A 22,468-nucleotide genomic window follows, 5' to 3' on the forward strand; every position below is an offset into this window, starting at 1 on the left:
TCTATGTATATCCATGAGCTGTCCCTGCGTTCTTATCGTAATTACGAGCAGCTTTCATTGAGCTTCGACCATACGATCAATGTGATTATTGGTGAAAATGCCCAAGGAAAGACGAATTTGATGGAAGCCATCTATACGCTTGCCTTTACCCGGTCCCACCGGACGCCGCGGGACAAAGAATTGATACAGTGGGACCAGGAATATGGTAAAATAAAAGGGACGATCTATAAACGTAACCGCCGCTTTCCTCTGGAGATCATCATTTCCAACAAAGGGAAAAAAGCGAAGTTGAATCATATTGAGCAGAAGCGTCTCAGTGACTATATCGGCGCTTTGAATGTTGTCATGTTTGCACCTGAGGATTTGAATCTCGTCAAAGGGAGTCCTCAGGTGCGTCGTCGGTTTATTGACATGGAAATCGGCCAGATCCAGCCTGCCTATATCTATCACCTCGGGCAGTATCAAAAGATTTTGAAGCAGCGGAACCACCTGTTGAAGGATCTTCAGCGCAAACCGCAGGCGGACCGGACGATGCTCGGTATTTTGACCGAGCAGCTTGTGGAGCACGCCGTGACCATCATTGAACGACGCTTCAAGTTTCTCCAGCTTCTCAGATCCTGGGCAGGTCCGATCCATGAAGGGATCAGCCGCAGCCTTGAACAGCTTGAAATTTCCTATGATGCAAGTGTGAAAGTATCAGAGGATATGAATTTGGAAACAATAAAGAAGACGTATATAGAGAAGTTCCAGGAAATCGAAACGAAGGAAGTCGAACGGGGGACCACTTTGGCAGGCCCTCACAGGGATGATCTGGTTTTCTACGTAAACGGAAAAGACGTCCAGACATACGGGTCGCAAGGTCAACAGCGGACGACAGCCTTATCTTTGAAACTCGCTGAAATTGAACTGATTCATAGTGAAGTAGGAGAATATCCGATTCTGCTGCTGGATGATGTTCTAAGCGAACTGGATGATTTCCGTCAGTCCCACCTGCTTCATACAATCCAGGGGAAAGTCCAGACGTTTGTATCGACTACGAGCATCGACGGGATTGAGCATGAAGCTTTGGAAGAAGCAGCCATTTTCCGTGTGAAAGAAGGAACGATCGAGATAGAGAAATGAGGTGTACCGCATGTTTATTCACATTGGGGATGATCATGTGATTCAGTCGAAGGATGTCGTGGCTATTATCGATCATAGTTTGATTTCCTCCTCATCCATCATCGAGGAAATGATCGTCAGCCAGCGGAAAAACAGACGCGTCATAGAATCACAGGAACATCAGGCAAAAGCCATCGTCATTACCAGTGATGTTATTTATTTCAGTCCTCTTTCCGTGTACACGCTGAAAAAGCGGGCGAACATGATGACGACGCTGAACAAGCTCGAGGATTTTTCCGAAGAGCCGATGGAATAGATAGAGAGAACATTTGGTGTAAGAGATTACTGTCAAACCACTTGAGAAATGTAGGTGAGTACCATGAAGGAAGATATTATCGAAGAACAGCAGACCTATGATGAAAGTCAGATACAGGTGCTTGAAGGTCTGGAAGCTGTTCGGAAGCGTCCCGGCATGTACATTGGATCCACTAATGAAAAAGGGCTGCACCACCTCGTGTGGGAAATTGTCGATAACAGTATCGATGAAGCGATGGCCGGCCATTGTGACCACATCCAGGTCATGATTGAAAAAGACAACAGCATCACCGTTACGGATAACGGACGCGGGATTCCTGTCGGTATTCAGGAAAAAACCGGACGTCCGGCTGTCGAGGTTATTTTGACGGTTCTTCACGCCGGAGGTAAATTCGGCGGAGGCGGTTATAAAGTCTCCGGAGGACTTCACGGTGTTGGTGCTTCTGTCGTAAACGCCCTGTCTACAAAACTGGAAGTCTTCGTCCACCGTGATGGTCAGATCCACTACCAGTCCTACAAGCGCGGCGTACCGGAAGAAGACTTGAAAGTAGTCGGGGAGACCGATCAAACCGGTACCCGCATCCATTTCATCCCTGATGATGAAATCTTCCAGGAAACGCAGGAGTACAAGTTTGAGGTCCTGGCCAACCGGCTGCGTGAGCTTGCCTTTTTGAACAAAGGCCTGACGATCACGATTGAAGATAAACGTACGGATGAAGATCCCGTCGATTACTACTACGAAGGAGGCATTCTTTCCTACGTTGAACATATGAACCGCACCCGTGAAGCGATTCATGATGCGTTCTTCATCGAAGGGGAGCAGGATGAAATCTCGATCGAAATCGCTATGCAGTACAATGACGGTTTCGCCAGCAATATTTATTCCTATGCCAACAACATTCATACGTATGAGGGCGGGACACACGAATCCGGATTTAAAACCGGACTGACCCGTGTCATCAATGATTACGCGAGAAAGAACAGTATGTTCAAGGAGACCGACCCGAATCTGACCGGTGATGACGTTCGTGAAGGTCTGACAGCGATTATTTCCATCAAGCACCCGGATCCCCAGTTTGAGGGGCAGACGAAGACGAAGCTCGGAAACAGTGAAGCCCGTACCGTTACCGATGCGCTGTTCTCGGAATCCTTCTCAAAGTTTCTGTTTGAAAACCCGACGATGGCGAAGACGATTGTCGAAAAGGGTCTGATGGCTTCCCGGGCCCGTATGGCTGCGAAGAAAGCTCGTGAACTGACACGTCGTAAAAACGCGCTGGAAGTCTCCAACCTGCCTGGTAAACTGGCGGACTGCTCCTCCAAGGATGCCAACATATCAGAACTGTATATTGTTGAGGGTGACTCCGCGGGTGGATCAGCCAAACAGGGAAGGGACCGTCATTTCCAGGCGATTCTTCCGCTGCGTGGTAAAATCATCAACGTGGAAAAAGCCCGCCTTGATAAAATCCTGTCCAACAATGAGGTCCGGGCCATTATTACAGCCCTCGGTACAGGAATCGGGGAAGAATTTGATATTTCCAAAGCCCGTTACCATAAAATCGTGATCATGACGGATGCTGATGTGGACGGCGCCCATATCCGGACGCTGCTTCTCACTTTCTTCTACCGTTATATGCGTCCACTGATCGAATCGGGCTACATTTACATTGCCCAGCCGCCTCTTTATAAAATCCAGCAGGGGAAAGCGGTGTACTACACGTACAGCGACAAACAGCTGGATGCGAAACTGGCGGAGCTCTCCAGTTCACCGAAACCAAGCGTCCAGCGTTATAAGGGTCTTGGAGAGATGAACCCGGAGCAGCTTTGGGAAACGACAATGGATCCGGAAACACGGACGATGCTGCAGGTCAGCCTGGAAGATGCGATTGGAGCGGATGAAACGTTTGATATCCTGATGGGAGACAAAGTGGAACCGCGTCGTAACTTCATTCAGGAAAATGCGCAGTATGTTCAGAACCTTGATGTGTAAGAGATAGATCGGAGATGGAGCTTTTTTCATAAGGCTCCTCTCTTCCTTTAAGGCAACTAGGAGGTAAATAGAATGGTCGATCAACCCGAGCGCCCGCGCGTGCAGGAAATCAATATCAGCCAGGAGATGCGGACATCCTTCCTGGACTATGCGATGAGTGTTATCGTCGCCCGGGCTCTGCCTGATGTCAGAGACGGTTTGAAACCTGTACACCGCAGAATACTATATGCCATGCACGACCTCGGTATGCATGCAGACAAAGCTTACAAGAAATCCGCACGTATTGTCGGAGAGGTGATCGGTAAGTACCACCCTCACGGTGATTCCGCCGTTTACGATACGATGGTGCGGATGGCGCAGGACTTCAACTACCGCTATATGCTTGTCGACGGACACGGAAACTTCGGTTCTGTCGATGGCGATGCAGCGGCAGCGATGCGTTACACCGAAGCCCGGATGTCGAAGATCTCCATGGAGATTCTCCGGGATATCAACAAGGATACGATAGACTACAACGACAACTACGATGGCACGGAGCGGGAGCCGGAAGTGCTTCCAGCCAAATTTCCGAACCTTCTCGTCAACGGAGGATCAGGAATTGCCGTCGGTATGGCGACCAACATTCCGCCCCATCAGCTTGGGGAAGTGATCGACGCGGTGTTGGCGTTAAGTAAGGATCCGGAGATTACCATCCAGGAATTGATGGAGAACCATATTTACGGACCGGACTTCCCGACAGCTGGTAAAATTCTTGGTTTAAGCGGGATTCGTAAAGCGTACGAAACCGGAAAAGGCTCACTGACCGTCCGCGCCCATGTGGAAATCGAAGAGCAGTCCAATGGTAAACCATTCCTGATTGTCACCGAGCTTCCTTATCAGGTGAACAAAGCCCGGCTCGTCGAAAAAATCGCCGACCTCGCCCGTGATAAGAAAGTGGACGGAATTACCGATCTTCGTGACGAATCAGATCGGAACGGCATGAGGATTGTCATTGAACTGCGCCGGGACGTCAACCCGAATGTACTGCTGAACAACCTGTACAAAATGACGGCCCTGCAGTCCACATTCGGCATTAACATGCTCGCCCTCGTCAACGGCCACCCGAGAGTGCTTAACTTGAAGCAGTGCCTGGAATATTATCTGGATCACCAGAAGGTCGTCATCCGGCGCCGTACAGAGTATGAGCTGAAAAAGGCCGAAGCCCGGGCCCACATCCTTGCTGGTTTACGAATTGCTCTTGATCATCTGGATGAAGTGATCGCGTTGATTCGTGAATCCCAGACGACGGAAATCGCCCGCACAGGCTTGATGGAACGCTTCAGCCTTTCAGAAAAGCAGGCCCAGGCGATCCTTGATATGCGTCTGCAGCGTCTGACTGGTCTTGAGCGCGAAAAGATCGAAGAAGAATACCAGGATATTATGAAGCTGATCGCTGAATTGAAAGCGATTCTTGCAGATGATGAGAAAGTATTGGAAATCATCCGCGGGGAACTGATGGATATTAAAGAGCGCTACAATGATGAGCGCCGCACAGAAATCGTGCTCGGCGGTACAGACTTCATTGAAGACGAAGACTTGATTCCTGAGGAGACGGTCATTGTGACTCTGACCCACCAGGGATACATCAAGCGTCTTCCGGCCAACACTTACCGCTCCCAGCGCCGCGGCGGACGCGGAGTGCAGGGCATGGGTACCCATGAAGAGGACTTTGTGGAGCATCTGCTTTCCACATCCACCCACAATACGCTGTTGTTCTTCTCGAACAAAGGGAAGGTCTATAAGGCGAAGGGCTATGAAGTACCGGAGTTCAGCCGTACAGCGAAAGGAATTCCGATCATCAACATGCTGAACGTGGAGCGTGATGAGTGGATCAACGCCGTGATTTCCGTCAACGAATTCGCTGATGACTGGTATCTCGTTTTCACAACGAAGAACGGGATTACCAAACGGACGACCCTTTCCCAGTTTGCCAACATCCGTAAAGGCGGTCTGATTGCCCTTGGACTGCGTGAGGATGATGAATTGATTTCCGTCCGCCTGACAGATGGAAACAAGGACATTATGATTGGAACGAAGAACGGGTACCTGATCCGCTTCAACGAAGATCAAATCCGTGCCATGGGCCGTACAGCAGCAGGAGTGAAGGGAATATCGCTCCGTGAGGACGATGATGTCGTATCCATGGAAATCGTTGATGATTCCCTGCAGGTGCTGACCGTGACAAGTAAAGGTTACGGCAAGCGTACACCGGCAGATGAATACCGCATCACCAACCGTGGTGGTAAAGGAATCATCACATGTAACCTGACGGATAAAAATGGCTATGTCGTCGCAACGAAAGCCATTAACGGTGAAGAGGATATCATGATCATCACCGAAAGCGGCGTCTTGATCCGTATGCCGATGGAAACCATCTCTGAAACCGGCCGGAACACACAAGGTGTCCGTCTCATCCGCCTCGGCGACGGGGAGGAAGTTGCAACGGTTGCACGAGTGGATTCCGAGAAGGAAGAAGAGGAAGCAGCAGAGCTGATGGACCCGGAGTCTCCGGAAGAGACGCCGGTGGTCGAAGGTCAGCCGGAAACAACAGAAGATCCTTCAGATGAATCATAAAACAAATGATCGTCGCCTGTCCCTTTGCGGCAGGCGGCTTTTTTTATACCTTATTGGAAGGGTGGAGGAAAATAATGAAAGTGGCTTCTGAAAAAGTGGAGACCGGCTGCCTGCTTATCAAGGATGTGATGGGGCGTACCCATCGACCGATCATCCCTAAAAATACGACATTAACCCCGGTTCATATTGATGTTTTGAAAAGCTTCCAAATCGAGTACGTGGAGGTGGCCACCCGTAAAGCGGACGGCCGTCCATTTACAGCCGGGGAAGCGGGAGAGAAGAAAGGTTCTGCAGCCTCCTCTCTTTCCGGAAGGCAAACGAAGGCCGTTCTTTCCTTCCAGGATGAATACAGGGAAGCCGTCGAAGCGTGCAGGGAGTGGTTCCGTGCATGGCAGGGCGGGGCGCCTGTCGATATGGGAGCCGTCCGCAGCGTCATGGTCCCTCTATTGGAAAGAACGGCGTCTGCTTCCAAGGAAGTCTTTCACCTTCATCATCTAAGCACAAGCGAGGACTATATCTATCACCACAGCATAGCGACAGGCGTGATGGCCGGATATCTGGCCTCTAAACTTGGGTTCCATTACGGAGAGTGGATTCAGGTCGGCCTGGCCGGCGTGCTGTGCGATGCGGGAATGGCGAAAATCGATCAGCGTATCCTTCATAAGCAGGGCGCCCTGACGGAACGGGAATACGAACAGGTGAAAAATCATCCGACCTATTCCTACCGCGCCATTGAACGCATTCCGTCTCTGAGCAGTCAGGCAAAACTCGCCGTCCTCCAGCACCATGAGCGTCTCGATGGCACCGGCTATCCGCTTGGACTGACGAAGAAAAAGATTCATACGTTCAGCCAGATCATTGCTGTCTGCGATATGTTCCACGCGATGACGAGTGAGCGGATCTACCGTTCGAAGCAGTCCCCGTATAAAGTATTAGAGGAACTGCTGCATGAACATTTCGGCAGGTATGACCATAAAGTCATAGAAACGCTGAAAAAAGAAATCGCCAATTTCTCAACAGGCGTAAAAGTCCGCCTTTCGGATAAGCAGGAAGCGGAAGTTCTTTTTGCGGAAATGTCCCATCCGACCCGGCCGATGATCAAGCTGTTGGAATCCGGGGATATCATCCAGCTGAAGGAATATCTCCAGCTTCATATTGAAGAAGTGTACGATTGAATCAAAGACCGGCCTCTGTCATTGTATGGACAGGTGCCGGTCTTTTAACCAGGTGCTGATCAATGCCGGCACCTGATCCATCGCGGTCTGCAGAAAATGAACGATAAAGACGTAATCCTCCCTGTCCCGCATCTGTTCCATCTCTCCCCACCAATCCCCTTCATAGCGGACGAGCATACTGAGGTTGTAGAGAACGGCGAAATAGCTGAGCAGTTCCGGCCATGCCGTCCCTTCACGTTCCAGCTGACATTTTTTCAACGAGTAAAGCTCCTGCATAGCTGGTAAAGGACGGAGCAGTTCATCCATGGCTGCCTTTTCTTTTTCTGCGGAAAAATCGAACAGATGAAAGGCGGCATGGGGAAACAGCCCGTGCGGCTGAATTCGGATTTCGTCTTCAAGAAAACGGTATTGCTGCTTCTTTCTTTTCCTTGTTGATAGACCATGGGCAAGCACTTTGGCTGTAGCCGGATAGCCGGGATCCACCGTCAATAGACAAGCCTTCAAATAATGGTTCAGGCCGTAATATAAAAGGAGAGGCTGCACACTTAAGGGGGTGGAGGAAGCAGAACTGACATACTCTCCCCCGAGAGTGAGGCCGTACATGAACCGCTCCGCATTGTTGTAGGCATGGTGCTCCACTCTGGAATGCTTCCCATCCGTATAGCAGGCATGCAGAAATGGACGGGTGTGAGAAGTTACCTGCATGTACTGCAAAAAAGAATCCGGCCGTCTCATGATCGTTCTTCCCTCCTTCTTTATCCGCTGCTCCGCCTTCATTTTTATGGTTGAAAAAGGGCGGTCATTGTCGTATTGTAAATAACAATAAGAAATGGTAGCTTCCTGCTGTTCCACTTATTTTACCCACTTATACCCAGATTATTTTTAAGAAAAAGGAGAGGTCAAGCATGCGTGAAGACAAGTTTGCAAAAGAAGGATTAACGTTTGATGATGTACTGCTTTTACCTGCGAAATCTGATGTACTGCCCCGCGATGTATCCCTGAGGACGGAACTTTCCCCGACGCTCAAGCTGAACATGCCGATTATCAGTGCCGGTATGGACACTGTGACAGAAGCGGCGATGGCCATTGGAATGGCACGCCAGGGTGGTCTTGGTGTTATTCATAAGAACATGTCCATTGAAGAGCAGGCGGAACACGTCGACCGTGTCAAACGCTCCGAGAGCGGCGTCATCACGAATCCATTCTTTTTAACTCCCGAGCACCAGGTGTTTGATGCCGAGCATTTGATGGGCAAATTCAGGATTTCCGGTGTTCCGATTGTGAACAATGAAGAAGAGCAGAAGCTTGTCGGCATTTTGACAAACCGTGACCTCCGTTTTATTGAAGACTATTCCATTCAGATCCAGGAAGTGATGACGAGCGAAAACCTTGTCACAGCTCCTGTAGGGACAACACTCGATGAAGCTGAAAAGATTCTTCAGAAATATAAGATCGAGAAACTGCCGATGGTCGATAATCAGGGTATCCTGAAAGGTCTGATTACCATCAAGGATATCGAGAAAGTGATTGAATTCCCGCAGTCGGCCAAGGATGAGCAGGGACGCCTGTTGTGTGCAGCCGCTGTCGGTGTCACAGCCGATGCGATGACACGGATTGATAAGCTTGTCGAAGCGGGTGTGGACGCTCTTGTTGTCGATACAGCCCACGGCCACTCCCAGGGCGTCATCGCACAGGTGAAACGGATCCGCGACCGTCATCCGCACGTCAACATTATCGCTGGAAACGTGGCGACTCCTGATGCCACCCGCGAACTGATTGAAGCAGGAGCGGATGTGGTTAAAGTCGGTATCGGACCTGGATCCATCTGTACGACCCGTGTTGTCGCTGGTGTCGGCGTGCCGCAGATCACAGCGGTATATGACTGTGCGAGAGAAGCGGCGGAACTTGGTAAGCCGGTCATTGCCGACGGCGGTATTAAATATTCCGGTGACATCGTCAAAGCGCTTGCTGCCGGTGGACATGCGGTTATGCTCGGAAGCCTGCTTGCCGGAGTATCCGAAAGCCCTGGAGAAACAGAAATCTTCCAAGGACGCCGTTTCAAAGTGTACCGCGGTATGGGTTCCGTCGGTGCGATGGAGTCCGGCTCCAAGGACCGTTACTTCCAGAACGAATCGGAATCGAAAAAGCTTGTACCGGAAGGCATTGAAGGCCGTATGCCGTATAAAGGACCTCTGGCCGACAGCATCCACCAGCTGCTCGGCGGTCTTCGTTCTGGGATGGGGTACTGTGGAACACCGGACCTTGATTCTCTGAGGTCGGACAGCCAGTTCACACGCATCACAGGAGCAGGACTCAGAGAGAGCCATCCCCACGATGTCCAGATTACAAAAGAATCGCCGAACTACTCCGTTTGACCTAGATAGACAGGGACTATTCCCTGTCTATTCTTTTATATACGCATGTGATAAAATAACAGGGATGCATAATTAAAGGGTGGAGGTAGAGAAAGTGACACAAAGATTTAAAACATCTATCGCCTTAATCATGTCCTTGTTGATCGGGATTTTCGCTGTAAGTGCCAATCCCGGACATACATACGCAAGCGTAGATGTTGGGGCAAAATCAGCGATACTTGTAGATGCAGAAACCGGGAAAATTTTGTTTGAGAAAGAAGCGGATTTGACACTGCCGCCGGCCAGTATGACGAAGATGATGACGGAATATCTCGTCATGGAGGCTGTGGAAGAGGGGAAAATCAGCTGGGATCAGAAGACCCCTGTCAGTCAGTATGCTTTTGATATATCAGCCAATCCGGAATTCTCCGGTGTCGGCTTACGTTTAGATGAACAATACACGGTTCGTGAGCTTTATGAAGCGATGGCGATCAACTCGGATAACGCAACGACGATTGCGCTTGCTGAACTGGTAGCTGGAACCGAAGGCGAATTCGTCAAGATGATGAATGCCAAGGCAGAGGAAATGGGACTGCCGGATTATGAGTTTGTCAATGCCACCGGGTTGAACAATAACCATCTGGGGGACAACTATCCTGAAGGCACCGATCCGGATGCCACCAATATGATGTCGGCCAAATCGGCGGCCTTGCTGGCTTATCATTTGACGAACGACTATCCGGAAGCGTTGGAGGTTTCCAGCAAGCCTACATTGGAATTCGCCGATCAGACGGTGACCAACTGGAACTGGATGCTTCCTGGTATGCCGGGGCAGAACTTGAAGCAGTTTGAATACGAAGGTATGGACGGCTTGAAGACGGGTTATACAGAACTTGCCGGCAACACATTTACAGGTACAGCTGAGCGTGATGGCCAGCGGTTCATCTCTGTTGTGATGAAATCGGAAACACGTTCCTCCCGTTTCAATCAGACACGGACGCTTCTTGATTACGGATTCAACCAGTTTACAAGGCAGGAACTTCTGGCTGCCGGTGAAACAGTTGAGGATCAGGATTCTCTTTCTGTGACGAAAGGAAAAGAAGAGTCTGTTGCGATTGAGACGAGTGAAGCTTTGAGCACCCTTTTAAAGAGCGGCGAACAAGAACAATATGAGGTGGAGTTTGTCATCTCTGAAGATCAGCTCAACGAAGACGGCGAGCTTGTGGCGCCTGTTGAGAAAGGTCAGAAAGTCGGAACAGCCAAGCTTGTCTATACAGGGGACGAAAGCTACGGAAACCTTGTGAAGGAAGAAGGACAGACGGTTGATATCGTCACTTCAGAAGCGGTGGAGAAAGCCAACTGGTTCATGCTGATGCTTGGTGGAATCGGTGAATTCTTCAGTGATATTTTCACAGGGGCCGTCGATATGGTGAAAGGCTGGTTCTAACGGTAAAATCCCTATTTAATGAGTGGGAATTAAGGCTGAGATGCGATACAATAGAGAGTAAGAATCTATGATTCAAAAATAAATGCTTGAACGATATAGCTGTTAGGGAGGAAATTAACATGTCACAAACAGGTACTGATCGCGTAAAACGTGGAATGGCTGAAATGCAGAAAGGCGGCGTCATCATGGACGTTGTCAATGCAGAGCAGGCGAAGATTGCAGAAGAAGCAGGTGCGGTGGCGGTTATGGCCCTTGAGCGTGTTCCAGCCGACATCCGTGCGGCCGGCGGCGTAGCTCGTATGGCTGACCCGACAATTGTTGAAGAAGTGATGAATGCTGTATCCATCCCTGTCATGGCCAAAGCACGTATCGGCCATATTGCAGAAGCCCGTGTCCTTGAAGCGATGGGTGTCGACTACATCGATGAAAGTGAAGTACTGACTCCGGCTGATGAGATCTACCATATCAAAAAAGATGATTACACGGTTCCATTCGTCTGCGGATGCCGTAACATCGGTGAAGCTACACGCCGTATCCGTGAAGGCGCCTCTATGCTTCGTACAAAAGGTGAGCCGGGAACAGGAAACATCGTGGAAGCTGTCCGCCATATGCGTCAGATCCAATCAGAAATCCGTCACCTTCAAAGCCTTGCAGAAGACGAAGTGATGGTCTTTGCCAAGGAAAACGGTGCACCATTCGACCTTCTTATGGAAATCCGTGAAGAAGGCCGCCTTCCTGTCGTCAACTTCGCTGCAGGCGGAATTGCGACACCAGCTGATGCTGCGCTTATGATGCAGCTTGGTGCGGACGGCGTATTCGTCGGTTCCGGCATCTTCAAGTCCAACAACCCTGCTCAGTTTGCCCGTGCGATTGTAGAAGCTACCACTCACTACGACGATTACAAACTGATCGGTGAATTGTCCAAAGGACTCGGCACAGCGATGAAAGGCATGGAAATGTCCACGCTTACTCCTGATCAGCGTATGCAGGAGCGCAGTCAGTAAGAAAAGGAGAATGCAGCATGACTACTATCGGTGTATTAGGTCTGCAGGGAGCTTTTCGTGAGCACATCCGCTCCGTAGAAGCCTCTGGTGCCACCGGCGTTGTTGTTAAGAGAAAAGAACAGCTGGAGGACATTGACGGACTGATTATTCCCGGCGGTGAAAGCACAGCGATCCGCCGTTTGATTGATAAGTATGACTTCCTTGAACCGATCCGTGAATTCGGAAAGCAGGGGAAGCCGATCTTCGGTACGTGTGCAGGGTTGATCCTGCTTGCCTCTGAAATTGACGGCTCGTATGATGTCCATCTCGGACTCATGGATATCAAAGTCCGCCGTAATGCATTCGGCAGACAAAGGGAAAGCTTTGAAGCCGACCTGAATATCGACGGAGTCGCCGATCAGTTTACAGCTGTGTTCATTCGAGCTCCTTATATCGAGGGAGTAGGAGAAGAGACGAAGGTACTGGCCCGCTATGATGGTCATATTGTGGCTGCCCAGCAGGACCATTACCTCGCCTGTTCCTTCCACCCTGAACTGACAGATGACCACCGGTTAGTTTTACATTTTGTAAAAATGGTGGAGCAATCCCGAAAAAGCCTTGCAATGTAAGGTGAATTCAGCTAATCTAAGATCACCAAATAAGAATGAACGCGATGACAGGACATAGTAGCATGTTCCTCTTCCTCCAGAGAGTCAGTGGCTGGTGAAAACTGACGGAAGAGCCATGTGAATCCATCCTTGAGTGTCCGGCTGATAACGCTGGACCGGCCCCTCACCGTTATGAGTCGAGCCGGAAGGTCATGAACCTTCAACCTGGGTGGTATCGCGGGAAGCATAAACAAAGCTCTCGTCCCTTATATGGGACGGGAGTTTTTTTATATGAAAAAAAGGAGGACATACACATGTTGGATATGAAATTTTTACGTCAGAACTTTGATGAAGTGAAAGCAAAGCTGGAGAAGCGGGGCGAAGATCTCTCTGATTTAGATGCCTTTGGTGAACTCGACAGCCGGCGCCGTGAGCTGATTCAGGAGACTGAGGAGCTGAAGGCGCGCCGGAATGACGTTTCCAAGGAAATCTCCCAGCTGAAGAAAAACAAAGAGGACGCCGATGACAAGATTAAGGAAATGCGTGAAGTCGGCGACCGTATCAAAACGCTCGACACGGAGCTGAAGGAAGTGGAAGAGAAGTTGGAAACGCTCCTCTTATCCATTCCGAACATCCCTCATGAAAGCGTACCTGTCGGAGAGGATGAAGAGGATAACATCGAAGCCCGCCGCTCTGGAGAAACGCCTGTCTTTGATTTTGAAGCGAAACCCCACTGGGATATCGCCACAGACCTTGGTATTCTCGACTTTGAACGCGCAGGAAAAGTAACCGGCAGCCGGTTTGTCTTCTATAAAGGCATCGGTGCCCGCCTGGAGCGTGCGCTGCTGAACTTCATGATGGACCTGCATGCCGATGATCACGGCTATCAGGAAATGCTTCCGCCACAGATGGTCAACCGTACATCTATGACAGGAACGGGCCAGCTGCCGAAATTCGAAGAAGACGCCTTTAAGATTGAAGACTGGGATTACTTCCTTGTCCCGACCGCAGAGGTGCCTGTAACGAACTACTACAGGGAAGAGATTCTGTCCAGCGAGGACCTGCCGCAGAAATTTGTCGCCTTCAGCACCAACTTCCGCTCTGAAGCCGGCTCTGCCGGACGTGACACGCGCGGACTCATCCGTCAGCACCAGTTCAACAAAGTCGAACTTGTCCAGCTGGCAAAACCTGAGGAATCCTACGATGTGCTTGAGGAATTGACCGGGCATGCTGAAAAGGTCCTTCAGCTGTTGAAGCTTCCCTACCGCGTCATGAGCATGTGTACCGGTGATCTTGGATTTACAGCCGCCAAGAAATACGACATCGAAGTGTGGATCCCGAGTCAGGAAACCTACCGGGAAATCAGCTCCTGCTCCAACTTCGAGGATTTCCAGGCGCGTCGTGCCGGGATCCGTTTCCGCCGTGAAGAAAAAGGACGGCCGGAATTTGTCCACACGCTGAACGGTTCCGGCCTTGCGATCGGCCGTACCGTCGCCGCTATTCTTGAGAATTATCAGCAGGCGGACGGTACCGTCGTTGTACCGGAAGTCCTCCGCCCATATATGGGTGGAAAAGAAGTCATCCGATAAAACAGCAGAAGAGCGGCGGGAGTGCCTCCACGCCGCTCTTTATTATAGGGAGACACAGGTTTGACTGCAGCGCCGGGGCTTTGTATAATTACGAGGTGGCATCATCTGGATCCTTTCGACAAATTTTTATAAAAAATTTACGGAGAGTGTTGACGGTCACTACAGGCCATGATAATATATTACTTGTCGGTCACACGGAGGAGTACCCAAGTTTGGCTGAAGGGAGCGGTCTTGAAAACCGCCAGGGGGTTTACGCCCCGCGGGGGTTCGAATCCCTCCTCCTCCGCCATTTTATTTATAACAATCGCGCATAAATATTGGAGATTTATAGAACAGAAATCGTTACTACGTGTAACGATTTTTTTTTGCCCAAATGATGCTGATATAAAAAAACACCCTGCCTGGATCAGGCAGAGTGCTGATGTTTATAGAGAATGCCCCCGGCAGGATTCGAACCTGCGGCACACGGTTTAGGAAACCGATGCTCTATCCCCTGAGCTACGGGGGCCTGAGAAGCGTACGAGTCATATTATACTAAAGAATCCAGAGATTGCAAAGGAATCCTTTTGATGAAAATGCATCTCCGCCTGTTACTTCCGACAGGTGGATGTGATAAAATGATACCTGTCTGTCAAAAAGGATCGTTTTTTGTAGTCGAAAAAGAACAAGGGTAGGCCGCTGAACGGCTGATCCCGCTTGAATAGAGTTTGAAGGAGGAACAGCGATGGGAGATCTACCTTTCATATCCGTTGAAGGGCCCATTGGGGTTGGGAAAACGTCTCTGTCTAAAAAGCTCGCCTCCCAGTTTGATTTTCACTTGTTAAAGGAAATCGTTGAGGAGAACCCGTTTTTAGGCAAGTTTTATGACAATATTGAAGAATGGAGCTTCCAGACGGAAATGTTTTTCCTTTGCAATCGTTTCAAGCAGCTGGAAGACATTGAACGTAAATATCTGCAAGCTGGCAAGCCTGTTGTAGCGGATTATCATATTTCAAAAAATATGATTTTCGCCCGTCGAACCCTTAGAGAAGAACAATTTGATAAATACGCACAGATTTTTGATATATTAACACATGATATGCCTAAACCGAATATGGTCGTCTATCTTCATGCAAGCCTTGATACATTGATGGACCGCATCCGTATGCGGAACCGTGATGTGGAGGCCAATATTCAGCCCGCTTATCTTGAACAGCTTTCCCAGGATTATGAGGATTTCATGAGCCATTTTGAAGCCTTGCATCCGGACATTCCTGTGATCCGCCTCAATGGAGATCATTTGGATTTCGTAAAGCATCAGGACGATTTAAACTACATTGTTGCTCAAGTTGAACAGCATTTAAATAAAGGAGAAGTTATCAAATGAATGCACGTGAACGCTACGGTATTCCACATGATAGTGTGATCACGATTGCCGGTACCGTCGGTGTCGGAAAATCTACGATGACGAATGCGATTGCGGATGCTCTCAAATTCCGGACATCTTTTGAAAAAGTGGAGACCAATCCGTATCTTGATAAATTTTACCAGGATTTTGAACGCTGGAGTTTTCACCTGCAGATTTATTTCCTGGCTGAACGCTTCAAGGAGCAGAAGAAAATCTTCGAATACGGGGGCGGATTCATCCAGGACCGTTCCATTTATGAGGATACCGGCATCTTTGCCCGGATGCACTATGAAAAAGGGACGATGTCAGGAACGGATTATGAAACGTATCGTAATCTGTTCGATGCCATGGTCATGACGCCCTATTTCCCTCATCCTGACCTTCTCATTTATCTGGAAGGTTCCTTCGATGATGTTCTCGGCCGTATTAAAGAGCGTGGACGTCCGATGGAACAGGAAACACCTGTCGAATACTGGGAGGAAATGTTCAACCGTTATGACAACTGGATCGACAATTTCAATTCCTGCCCTGTGCTGCGCCTGAACATTGCGGACTATGATGTCCTCAATGATGAAAACAGCATTGAGCCGGTCCTTGAAAAAATCGGTCACTTTATCCAGCAGTCCCGTAAATGGCGTTCCAGCCGTCTGCTTACGTAATATGGGTATAAATGAAGAAACCGGTACGATGATCACCGCTGATCATCGTACCGGTTTTTTTATGGTTTTTTTAAATAGTCATGGATCATTTTCCGGTGGCTGCCGACCATGGAAGCAGGAAGCTTATCGGGCGGCGTAAACTTAAACTGGAGCGACTCTCTCGGGTCCATGCGGTAATCACCGGAGTATGTGTCCGTATCATAGGCCGTTGTGACAACGTAAAACTCATCGCCATTATCAGCCCGGATAAATTGGTCCGCCCCGGAGTACACATTGAATAGGTTCAGCTTGTCGACCGTCAGCCCCGTTTCCTCAAGCACTTCCCGTTTGGCTGTTTCTTCCGTGCTTTCCCCGAGTTCCATCAATCCTCCGGGCAGCCCCCAGACGCCGTGTGGGGACGTTCGCTGCTGCAGGAGGATGCGCCCCTGGTCATCCACGATAACGACGACAGCCCCGACGAAGATCAACGGCCGGTGACCGACAAGCGCCCTTAAATCTTCTACATATCCCATATGGCTGTTCTCCTTTCGAAGCGTTAATCAGCGAGTCCTGTTGTTTCCTTTACATAGGTGCCTTCTTCAAGTGCGTGAAGCAGAAAATGGGCCACATCCCCTCTGGAAATGCTTCGGCCCTCCTGCGGCACGGTTTCGGACGTCCGGTAATTCCCTGTGACAGGTCCATCCAGGAGGCGCATCGGACGGGCAATCGTATAATCCATATCCGCTGCTATGATTGCATTGACCGCCCGGCGGTGATCGTGCAGGACGTTTCTTAAAATTATCCGGCTCATCCACCCGGTCAGTCCGGGAATTTCATTGTACAGCCCGGCAGAGGCGACGTAGAGAAGCCGCTTGATGTTATGCTGCGCGGAAGCGGTCAGGATGTTTTCCGTCATAGTGGTCAGGGTGCTGCGGTCTTTCAACGATTCTGAACCGAGACAGGAGACAATGGCCTCCTGTCCGAGGACGGCCTGGCGAACATCCTCCTCATTCCTTGCGTCCCCTTGTACCCTATTCAGTCGTTCATGATTTATGCGGAGCTTTTCGGGATCCCTCAGAAAAGCGGTAACGTCATGGCCGGATTCCAGAGCTTGTTCGACAAAGGCCTTTCCTGTTCCACCGGTAGAACCAAAAACAACAATTTTCATGATCTCACCTCATTGATTTATTTTAGAAACGCCCATTCAGGAAGAATGATGCCTGAAAAAATTGATTTTCCGTCTGCTCCATGTCTGCAGCCAGTATACAGCACTGAATCCGAGTGCGATAATTGTAAGCACCCAAAGGAGAGCTTCCTCCATCCGTCCGGATTCGACGGCAAAGTAGATGGCAAGAGGAATGGTGTCGGTTTCTCCCGGAATATAGCCGGCCACCATCAACGTCGCTCCGAATTCTCCGAGAGATCGGGCGAATGTCATGACAAGGCCGGCGAGCAGTCCCGGCCAGGCCAGCGGCAGCGCGATCGTGAAGAATACCTTTGCTCTGGAAGCACCAAGATTATGAGCCGCATTTTCCAGCTGAGTATCATAGTTTTGAAAAGCAGCCGCCGCACTTTGATACATCAGCGGGAAGGAGACGACGGCGGAAGCGATGACAGCTCCTGTCCAGCTGAACACCACCTGCAGGTCAAACCAGTGCATCAATAACCGCCCAGCCCAGCCATTCCTGCCGAACGCATATAGAAGACAAAAGCCAATGACGGTCGGCGGGAGGACAAGAGGCAGGAGAAATAATGATTCCAGTAAACTTTTCCCGGGAAATATTTTCCGGGAAATCAATCGTGCTGCAAGCGTCCCGGATATGAAAACGATCATGGTGGCGATGGCTGCTACTTTTAGGGAGAGCAGGAGAGGACTGATGCTCATCATTCGTTCGTTTCATCCCCTGCAGCGGTAAAACCATAGTTTTCTAAGGTTTTACCGGCCGCTTCTGTAGACAGGAAGGTTATAAAGTCAGAGGCGGCCTCCTCAGCCCGGCTTTTTGTAATGACGGCGGCAGGATATATGATCGATTCATGTAAAGACGGGTCGACTTCTGCGGTGACGTGTACCTTGTCCGATGTGAAGGCATCACTGGCATAGACGACACCATAGTCCGCGTCGCCGGATTCTACATAAGTGAGCACCTGCCGGACATCTCCGGCAAAGACCATGTCATCTTCCATCTGATCCCAAAGGTGAATCGTTTCCAACGCCTGTTTCGTATATGTACCAGCAGGGACGCTGTCCGGGTTACCGATGGCTGTCGTTTGATCTTCCGCTGCCTTTTTCAATGCGTCCAGGGAGCCGGCCGCTGCGTGTTCCTGATGACTGATAACGACGAGCCGGTTTTCCGCAAAGGTTTCCATCTGCGCATCATCCGTGTATCCACGTTCTTTCAAGTAGGTCGTCCATCGGGTATCGGCAGATAGAAAAACGTCGACAGGAGCCCCCTGCTCAATCTGACGTGCCAACTTACCGGAACTTCCTAATAATAAGGTCACATCGACGTTGTAGGCCTCTTCATAGGATGGAACGATTTCCTCCATAGCATCTGTCAAACTGGCCGCAGCAGCTATGGTCACGGTCGGTTTTTCACTGGCACTCGCGCATCCGGCTGAAAAGAAGAGAAGGATTACGGAAGCAGCCCATATGCTTTTTTTCATAAACAGTCTCCTTTCGGCCTTTGTTGATTCGGTGACAGGGCATAAAACATCCATGATAAAGAAAGGTTGAATAGCATGAAACTCCAAATCATCACCGCGCTGGTTCTGGCGCTTTTGTTGACCCAGCTTCCCGTAGCAGGTAAATATTTTGCAGTCTTGAATACTATGATACATGAAACCGGTCATTCTCTCACAGCTTTATTGACAGGTGGGGAAGTGAGGCATATCTCTTTATTCCCGAATACGTCCGGTGTTACGCTGACCGGTCACAGTTCGTGGCTGAGCTATGTGGCGACAAGTCTTTCGGGATATATAGCGGCCTCCTTCACAGCCTTTGTTTTTTTCTATTTCATCAGTAAGGGATACTGGTCATGGGTGATGTATATCCTGCTTGCCATCCTTGCTGTGAACCTGCTCTTCTGGGTCCGGAATATCTATGGAGTGTTCTGGATCGTGACCTTTGGGGCCGGTTTTATCTGGCTGCTTCGGACCGGTCATGACACGATTGTGCAGTATGTCCTTCTTCTGCTCGCCTCCCTCGTCCTTGTCGAGTCCGTAACCAGTGCGTTTGAAATCATGTGGATCAGCTTCGTGTCTCCGGGGCAGGCTGGTGATGCCGCCAATCTGGCCCGCGCCTTCCGGATCATCCCATCTCCGGTATGGGGCGTGCTGTTCTTTCTTCAGGCTGTCTATTTTGCTTTTCTTTCCCTGAAGCGTGTCTTTACTTTTTGAAAATGTGCAGACACGGGGGGAATTCTTTCAAAATCCGCACCTGCCCTGTCTTTCCTTATCCACCTGAATAAGGTAATAAGGTAGGAAAGAGAGGAGGGGAAGAAATGAGCGGAGGATACGGCGGTGGTTTCGCACTGTTGGTTGTTTTGTTCATCCTTTTGATCATTATCGGTGCTTCTTACATGGGCGGCCGTGGATACGGTTATTAAATAGACAGCGGGATTTTTCCCGCTCTTACATATATAAAGTTTGTATAAGGTGCAGGAAGGGTAAAACGTACTATAAAAAAAGGACGGGGGAGTCCACTATGGATTTAAAGGAACATTTATTGACGGAAGGATATAACCAGATTGATATTCTTCTCGTCCGCGAAGGGGAAGACCAGACCACAGTACCTGGAATTACGCTTCATAAAGTCACAGATTTGGAGTACAAGCTTTATCTGGACCCTGGAACGATCACGTATCACCTGAAGGAAGAACACCCGTATTTCCAGGGAGATCAAAAAGTCGAATCCGGGGAAATGAAGCAGGTGAAGGGATATATTCTAGAATGGTAGGAAGCCTTGATGTTCAAGGCTTTTTTATATGGTCCGCTGAAACTTTAACACATTCTGTCGTTTAGTTGAGGAAACAAAGTGGAACGAAGGAGACAAAAAGCATGGAGGAGGATCATCAATGAAGGAACATCAATTATACATGAATGGTGAATATACACAGTCACATGGATCGGAGTGGATTGACGTCGTTAATCCAGCCACAGAGGAAGTCATCTCCCGTATTCCCAAAGGGACGGAGGAAGATGTGAACAAAGCAGTGGAAGCAGCAGCTGCTGCGCAGAAGGGCTGGGAACTGACTCCGAATATCGAGCGTGGTAAAATCGTCCGGCGCCTTGGAGATAAAATTGAAGAAAACCGTGACCGGTTCATTGATCTTCTTCAGGAAGAGCAGGGGAAAGATTATGAGCTGGCCAGCGGAGAAATAGATCTCGCAATTGATTATTTCCGGTATATGTCGGAATGGGCCCGCCGTATTGAAGGGGAAATTGTCCCGAGTGATCGTGCAAACGAAAATATATTCATTTATAAAAAGCCGATTGGTGTCGTAGCCGGAATCGTCCCTTGGAATTTCCCGATGTTTATTCTGGCAAGAAAAGTAGCGACAGCGCTTGTTACCGGCTGTACACTCGTCTTGAAGCCAAGTCAGCAGACACCGAATACAGCTGTCGAATTCACGAAAATCATCGACAGCATGGAGGATATTCCTAAAGGGGTCTACAACCTTGTCACAGGAACAGGCTCTGAAATCGGCAATACCCTTGCCAAGCATAAAGATGTCCACATGATTACGATGACGGGGAGTGTGGGAGCCGGAACGAAAGTCATGGAAGCGGCTGCTCAGAATATTACGAAGGTCAACCTTGAACTCGGCGGTAAAGCACCGGCTATCGTAACAGCCAGCGCCGACCTGGATGTAGCGGCGGAAAACATAACGACTTCCCGTTTAGCTAATAATGGACAGGCGTGTACAAACGCCGAGCGTGTCTACGTACACGAAAGTGTCGCAGAAGAACTGATCAGCAAGCTGCGTCATAACTTCGAAAATAAAACACTCGGTAACCCGCGTGAAAATAAACAAGCCGAAGTTGGTCCGCTCGTCAGTATGGACCGCATCGAAGAAGTGGAATCCATGGTCAAAGAGGCTGTGGATGCTGGTGCCCACATTGAAATTGGCGGGGAACGCGCAGACATGGACAAAGGGTTCTTCTATAAGCCGACCATTTTGACGAATGTCACCCATGATATGAAGATTATGCATGAAGAGATTTTCGGTCCGGTCATTCCGATTTCCACATTCAAGACGCTGGATGAAGCGATTGAAAAAGGAAATGACACGGAATATGGTCTGTCCTCTTCTGTTTATACGGAAGATATGAATGAAGCGATGCGTGTCGTGAACGAGCTGAAGTTCGGGGAGACATTCGTGAACCGTGAAAACTTCGAAGCTGTTCAAGGCTATCATGCGGGTATGAAGAAATCCGGCCTCGGTGGTGCCGATGGTAAACACGGTATGGAAGACTTCCTCGTAACCCAGGTCGTCTATATGCAGTATAAAAACGATAAGCAGTAAACCAAAAGGAGCTGTCCCACCGGGGCAGCTCCTTTGTATAGGATCGTCTCTGACGGAACGCTTGGTCTTTCTTCAGCGGTTGTCGACTTTTTCAGGGTAGAGATCGTGATTCATCAGACGGTGATCGGCCATCTGCTCATATTTTGTTCCAGGCTTTCCATAGTTACAGAACGGATCAATGGAAATACCGCCTCGTGGTGTGAATTTCCCCCACACTTCGATGTAGCGCGGATCTATGAGGTCAATCAGGTCGTTCATGATCGTGTTCACACTGTCCTCATGGAAGTCGCCGTGATTGCGGAAACTGAATAGATAAAGCTTGAGTGATTTACTTTCCACCATCTTCACATCGGGGATGTAGCTGATGTAAATCGTCGCGAAGTCCGGCTGTCTCGTTTTCGGACAGAGCGTGGTGAATTCCGGACAGTTGAATTTAACAAAGTAATCACGGTTCGGATGCTGATTGTCGAACGTTTCCAATACCTCCGGATCGTATTCAAACGAATAGCTTGTTCCCTGGTTTCCGAGCAGGGAAAGGGGAAGCTCCTCTTCATTTCGTCCTGGCATAATATCGTCTCCTCCATATAAGTAAAATAAAAAGCCGCTGCCTCTAAGGGCAGCGGCTTGTGTCGTCTACATCCTTAGTTTTTTATAGAGGGGTGGGCTAAGAAACCTCTTTGTTCTGTTGGGTTTATTATATAGAAGGGAGGAGAAACCTGTCAATTTCCTCCGGCATCCGACCCGTT

General features: G+C 49.5%; 22 protein-coding genes, 2 tRNA genes and 1 other annotated feature. Of the genes, 17 read left to right on the forward strand and 7 right to left on the reverse strand.

Annotated features, from left to right (window positions below; genetic code table 11):
* Positions 1-3: 3 nt before the first annotated feature.
* The 5 genes from recF to ACXAD6_RS18500 all read left to right on the forward strand — a co-directional run bounded on the left by recF (position 4) and on the right by ACXAD6_RS18500 (position 7,191).
* The gene (recF, locus tag ACXAD6_RS18480) at positions 4-1,122 is read left to right on the forward strand and encodes a DNA replication/repair protein RecF (protein ID WP_027955856.1); all 1,119 of its coding nucleotides are present in this window, start codon (positions 4-6) and stop codon (positions 1,120-1,122) included.
* A gap of 10 nt (positions 1,123-1,132) precedes the next feature.
* Entirely contained in the window at positions 1,133-1,417 is a 285-nt protein-coding gene (gene remB / locus ACXAD6_RS18485; RefSeq protein ID WP_027955855.1) for an extracellular matrix regulator RemB, read from the forward strand.
* Positions 1,418-1,480: 63 nt separating this feature from the next.
* Positions 1,481-3,403, forward strand: coding sequence for a DNA topoisomerase (ATP-hydrolyzing) subunit B (gene gyrB, locus ACXAD6_RS18490; RefSeq protein ID WP_474970159.1), 1,923 nt, complete (start codon positions 1,481-1,483; stop codon positions 3,401-3,403).
* Positions 3,404-3,475: 72 nt separating this feature from the next.
* Positions 3,476-6,016: a DNA gyrase subunit A gene (gene gyrA / locus ACXAD6_RS18495; protein ID WP_474970160.1), complete on the forward strand. Its 2,541-nt coding sequence runs from the start codon at positions 3,476-3,478 to the stop codon at positions 6,014-6,016.
* Positions 6,017-6,090: 74 nt separating this feature from the next.
* Positions 6,091-7,191, forward strand: coding sequence for an HD-GYP domain-containing protein (locus ACXAD6_RS18500; RefSeq protein WP_474970161.1), 1,101 nt, complete (start codon positions 6,091-6,093; stop codon positions 7,189-7,191).
* A gap of 18 nt (positions 7,192-7,209) precedes the next feature.
* On the opposite strand, the gene ACXAD6_RS18505 is transcribed toward ACXAD6_RS18500, so the two are convergent.
* Positions 7,210-7,926, reverse strand: a complete 717-nt coding sequence (locus ACXAD6_RS18505) for a YaaC family protein (RefSeq protein WP_474970162.1) — start codon at positions 7,924-7,926, stop codon at positions 7,210-7,212.
* A gap of 170 nt (positions 7,927-8,096) precedes the next feature.
* On the opposite strand from ACXAD6_RS18505, the gene guaB reads away from it, so the two are divergent.
* The 6 genes from guaB to ACXAD6_RS18535 all read left to right on the forward strand — a co-directional run bounded on the left by guaB (position 8,097) and on the right by ACXAD6_RS18535 (position 14,461).
* Complete coding sequence (guaB, locus tag ACXAD6_RS18510) at positions 8,097-9,566, forward strand: IMP dehydrogenase (RefSeq protein WP_206934994.1); 1,470 nt, start codon at positions 8,097-8,099, stop codon at positions 9,564-9,566.
* 94 nt (positions 9,567-9,660) lie between these two features.
* On the forward strand, positions 9,661-10,992 hold the full coding sequence (locus ACXAD6_RS18515) for a serine hydrolase (protein WP_474970163.1): 1,332 nt from the start codon (positions 9,661-9,663) through the stop codon (positions 10,990-10,992).
* 119 nt (positions 10,993-11,111) lie between these two features.
* Positions 11,112-11,996, forward strand: coding sequence for a pyridoxal 5'-phosphate synthase lyase subunit PdxS (pdxS, locus tag ACXAD6_RS18520; protein ID WP_027955848.1), 885 nt, complete (start codon positions 11,112-11,114; stop codon positions 11,994-11,996).
* A gap of 17 nt (positions 11,997-12,013) precedes the next feature.
* The gene (pdxT, locus tag ACXAD6_RS18525) at positions 12,014-12,604 is read left to right on the forward strand and encodes a pyridoxal 5'-phosphate synthase glutaminase subunit PdxT (RefSeq protein WP_474970164.1); all 591 of its coding nucleotides are present in this window, start codon (positions 12,014-12,016) and stop codon (positions 12,602-12,604) included.
* Between the two features lie 35 nt (positions 12,605-12,639).
* Positions 12,640-12,853: a binding site (T-box leader), on the forward strand.
* Between the two features lie 44 nt (positions 12,854-12,897).
* Positions 12,898-14,172, forward strand: coding sequence for a serine--tRNA ligase (gene serS / locus ACXAD6_RS18530; protein WP_474970165.1), 1,275 nt, complete (start codon positions 12,898-12,900; stop codon positions 14,170-14,172).
* Positions 14,173-14,368: 196 nt separating this feature from the next.
* Positions 14,369-14,461 (forward strand) — tRNA-Ser (locus ACXAD6_RS18535).
* Between the two features lie 146 nt (positions 14,462-14,607).
* Here ACXAD6_RS18535 and ACXAD6_RS18540 read toward each other — a convergent pair.
* Positions 14,608-14,680 (reverse strand) — tRNA-Arg (locus ACXAD6_RS18540).
* Positions 14,681-14,896: 216 nt separating this feature from the next.
* On the opposite strand from ACXAD6_RS18540, the gene ACXAD6_RS18545 reads away from it, so the two are divergent.
* Positions 14,897-15,538 carry a deoxynucleoside kinase gene (locus ACXAD6_RS18545; protein ID WP_474970166.1) on the forward strand — a complete coding sequence of 214 codons (642 nt, stop codon included), beginning with the start codon at positions 14,897-14,899 and terminating at the stop codon, positions 15,536-15,538.
* The gene (locus ACXAD6_RS18550) at positions 15,535-16,218 is read left to right on the forward strand and encodes a deoxynucleoside kinase (protein WP_027955844.1); all 684 of its coding nucleotides are present in this window, start codon (positions 15,535-15,537) and stop codon (positions 16,216-16,218) included. Before ACXAD6_RS18545 ends, ACXAD6_RS18550 begins: the two co-directional genes overlap by 4 nt.
* A gap of 59 nt (positions 16,219-16,277) precedes the next feature.
* Here ACXAD6_RS18550 and ACXAD6_RS18555 read toward each other — a convergent pair whose 3' ends face one another.
* From ACXAD6_RS18555 to modA, 4 genes are read right to left on the reverse strand one after another with little or no spacing between them, the layout of a single operon-like run.
* On the reverse strand, positions 16,278-16,730 hold the full coding sequence (locus tag ACXAD6_RS18555; protein WP_474970167.1) for an NUDIX hydrolase: 453 nt from the start codon (positions 16,728-16,730) through the stop codon (positions 16,278-16,280).
* A 23-nt stretch (positions 16,731-16,753) separates the two neighbouring features.
* On the reverse strand, positions 16,754-17,365 hold the full coding sequence (locus tag ACXAD6_RS18560) for an NAD(P)-dependent oxidoreductase (RefSeq protein ID WP_474970168.1): 612 nt from the start codon (positions 17,363-17,365) through the stop codon (positions 16,754-16,756).
* Between the two features lie 36 nt (positions 17,366-17,401).
* Positions 17,402-18,082 carry a molybdate ABC transporter permease subunit gene (gene modB / locus ACXAD6_RS18565; protein ID WP_474970461.1) on the reverse strand — a complete coding sequence of 227 codons (681 nt, stop codon included), beginning with the start codon at positions 18,080-18,082 and terminating at the stop codon, positions 17,402-17,404.
* Positions 18,082-18,861: a molybdate ABC transporter substrate-binding protein gene (gene modA / locus ACXAD6_RS18570; RefSeq protein ID WP_474970169.1), complete on the reverse strand. Its 780-nt coding sequence runs from the start codon at positions 18,859-18,861 to the stop codon at positions 18,082-18,084. Before modA ends, modB begins: the two co-directional genes overlap by 1 nt.
* 75 nt (positions 18,862-18,936) lie before the next feature.
* On the opposite strand from modA, the gene ACXAD6_RS18575 reads away from it, so the two are divergent.
* The 4 genes from ACXAD6_RS18575 (at position 18,937) to aldA (ending at position 21,722) form a co-directional block, all read left to right on the forward strand.
* On the forward strand, positions 18,937-19,593 hold the full coding sequence (locus ACXAD6_RS18575; RefSeq protein ID WP_474970170.1) for a M50 family metallopeptidase: 657 nt from the start codon (positions 18,937-18,939) through the stop codon (positions 19,591-19,593).
* Positions 19,594-19,697: 104 nt separating this feature from the next.
* A complete protein-coding gene (locus ACXAD6_RS18580; RefSeq protein ID WP_084163164.1) occupies positions 19,698-19,802 on the forward strand; it encodes a YjcZ family sporulation protein in 105 nt (34 codons plus the stop codon).
* Positions 19,803-19,900: 98 nt separating this feature from the next.
* Positions 19,901-20,152 (forward strand): hypothetical protein, encoded by a 252-nt coding sequence (locus ACXAD6_RS18585; protein WP_474970171.1) that lies wholly within the window; start codon positions 19,901-19,903, stop codon positions 20,150-20,152.
* Positions 20,153-20,270: 118 nt separating this feature from the next.
* A complete protein-coding gene (gene aldA / locus ACXAD6_RS18590; RefSeq protein ID WP_474970172.1) occupies positions 20,271-21,722 on the forward strand; it encodes an aldehyde dehydrogenase in 1,452 nt (483 codons plus the stop codon).
* A 72-nt stretch (positions 21,723-21,794) separates the two neighbouring features.
* Here the strand turns inward: aldA and queF are convergent, their stop codons facing one another.
* Positions 21,795-22,289, reverse strand: coding sequence for a preQ(1) synthase (gene queF, locus ACXAD6_RS18595; RefSeq protein WP_474970173.1), 495 nt, complete (start codon positions 22,287-22,289; stop codon positions 21,795-21,797).
* Between the last annotated feature and the right edge of the window lie 179 nt (positions 22,290-22,468).

The organism is Halobacillus sp. ABH2_015 (genome assembly GCF_056158945.1).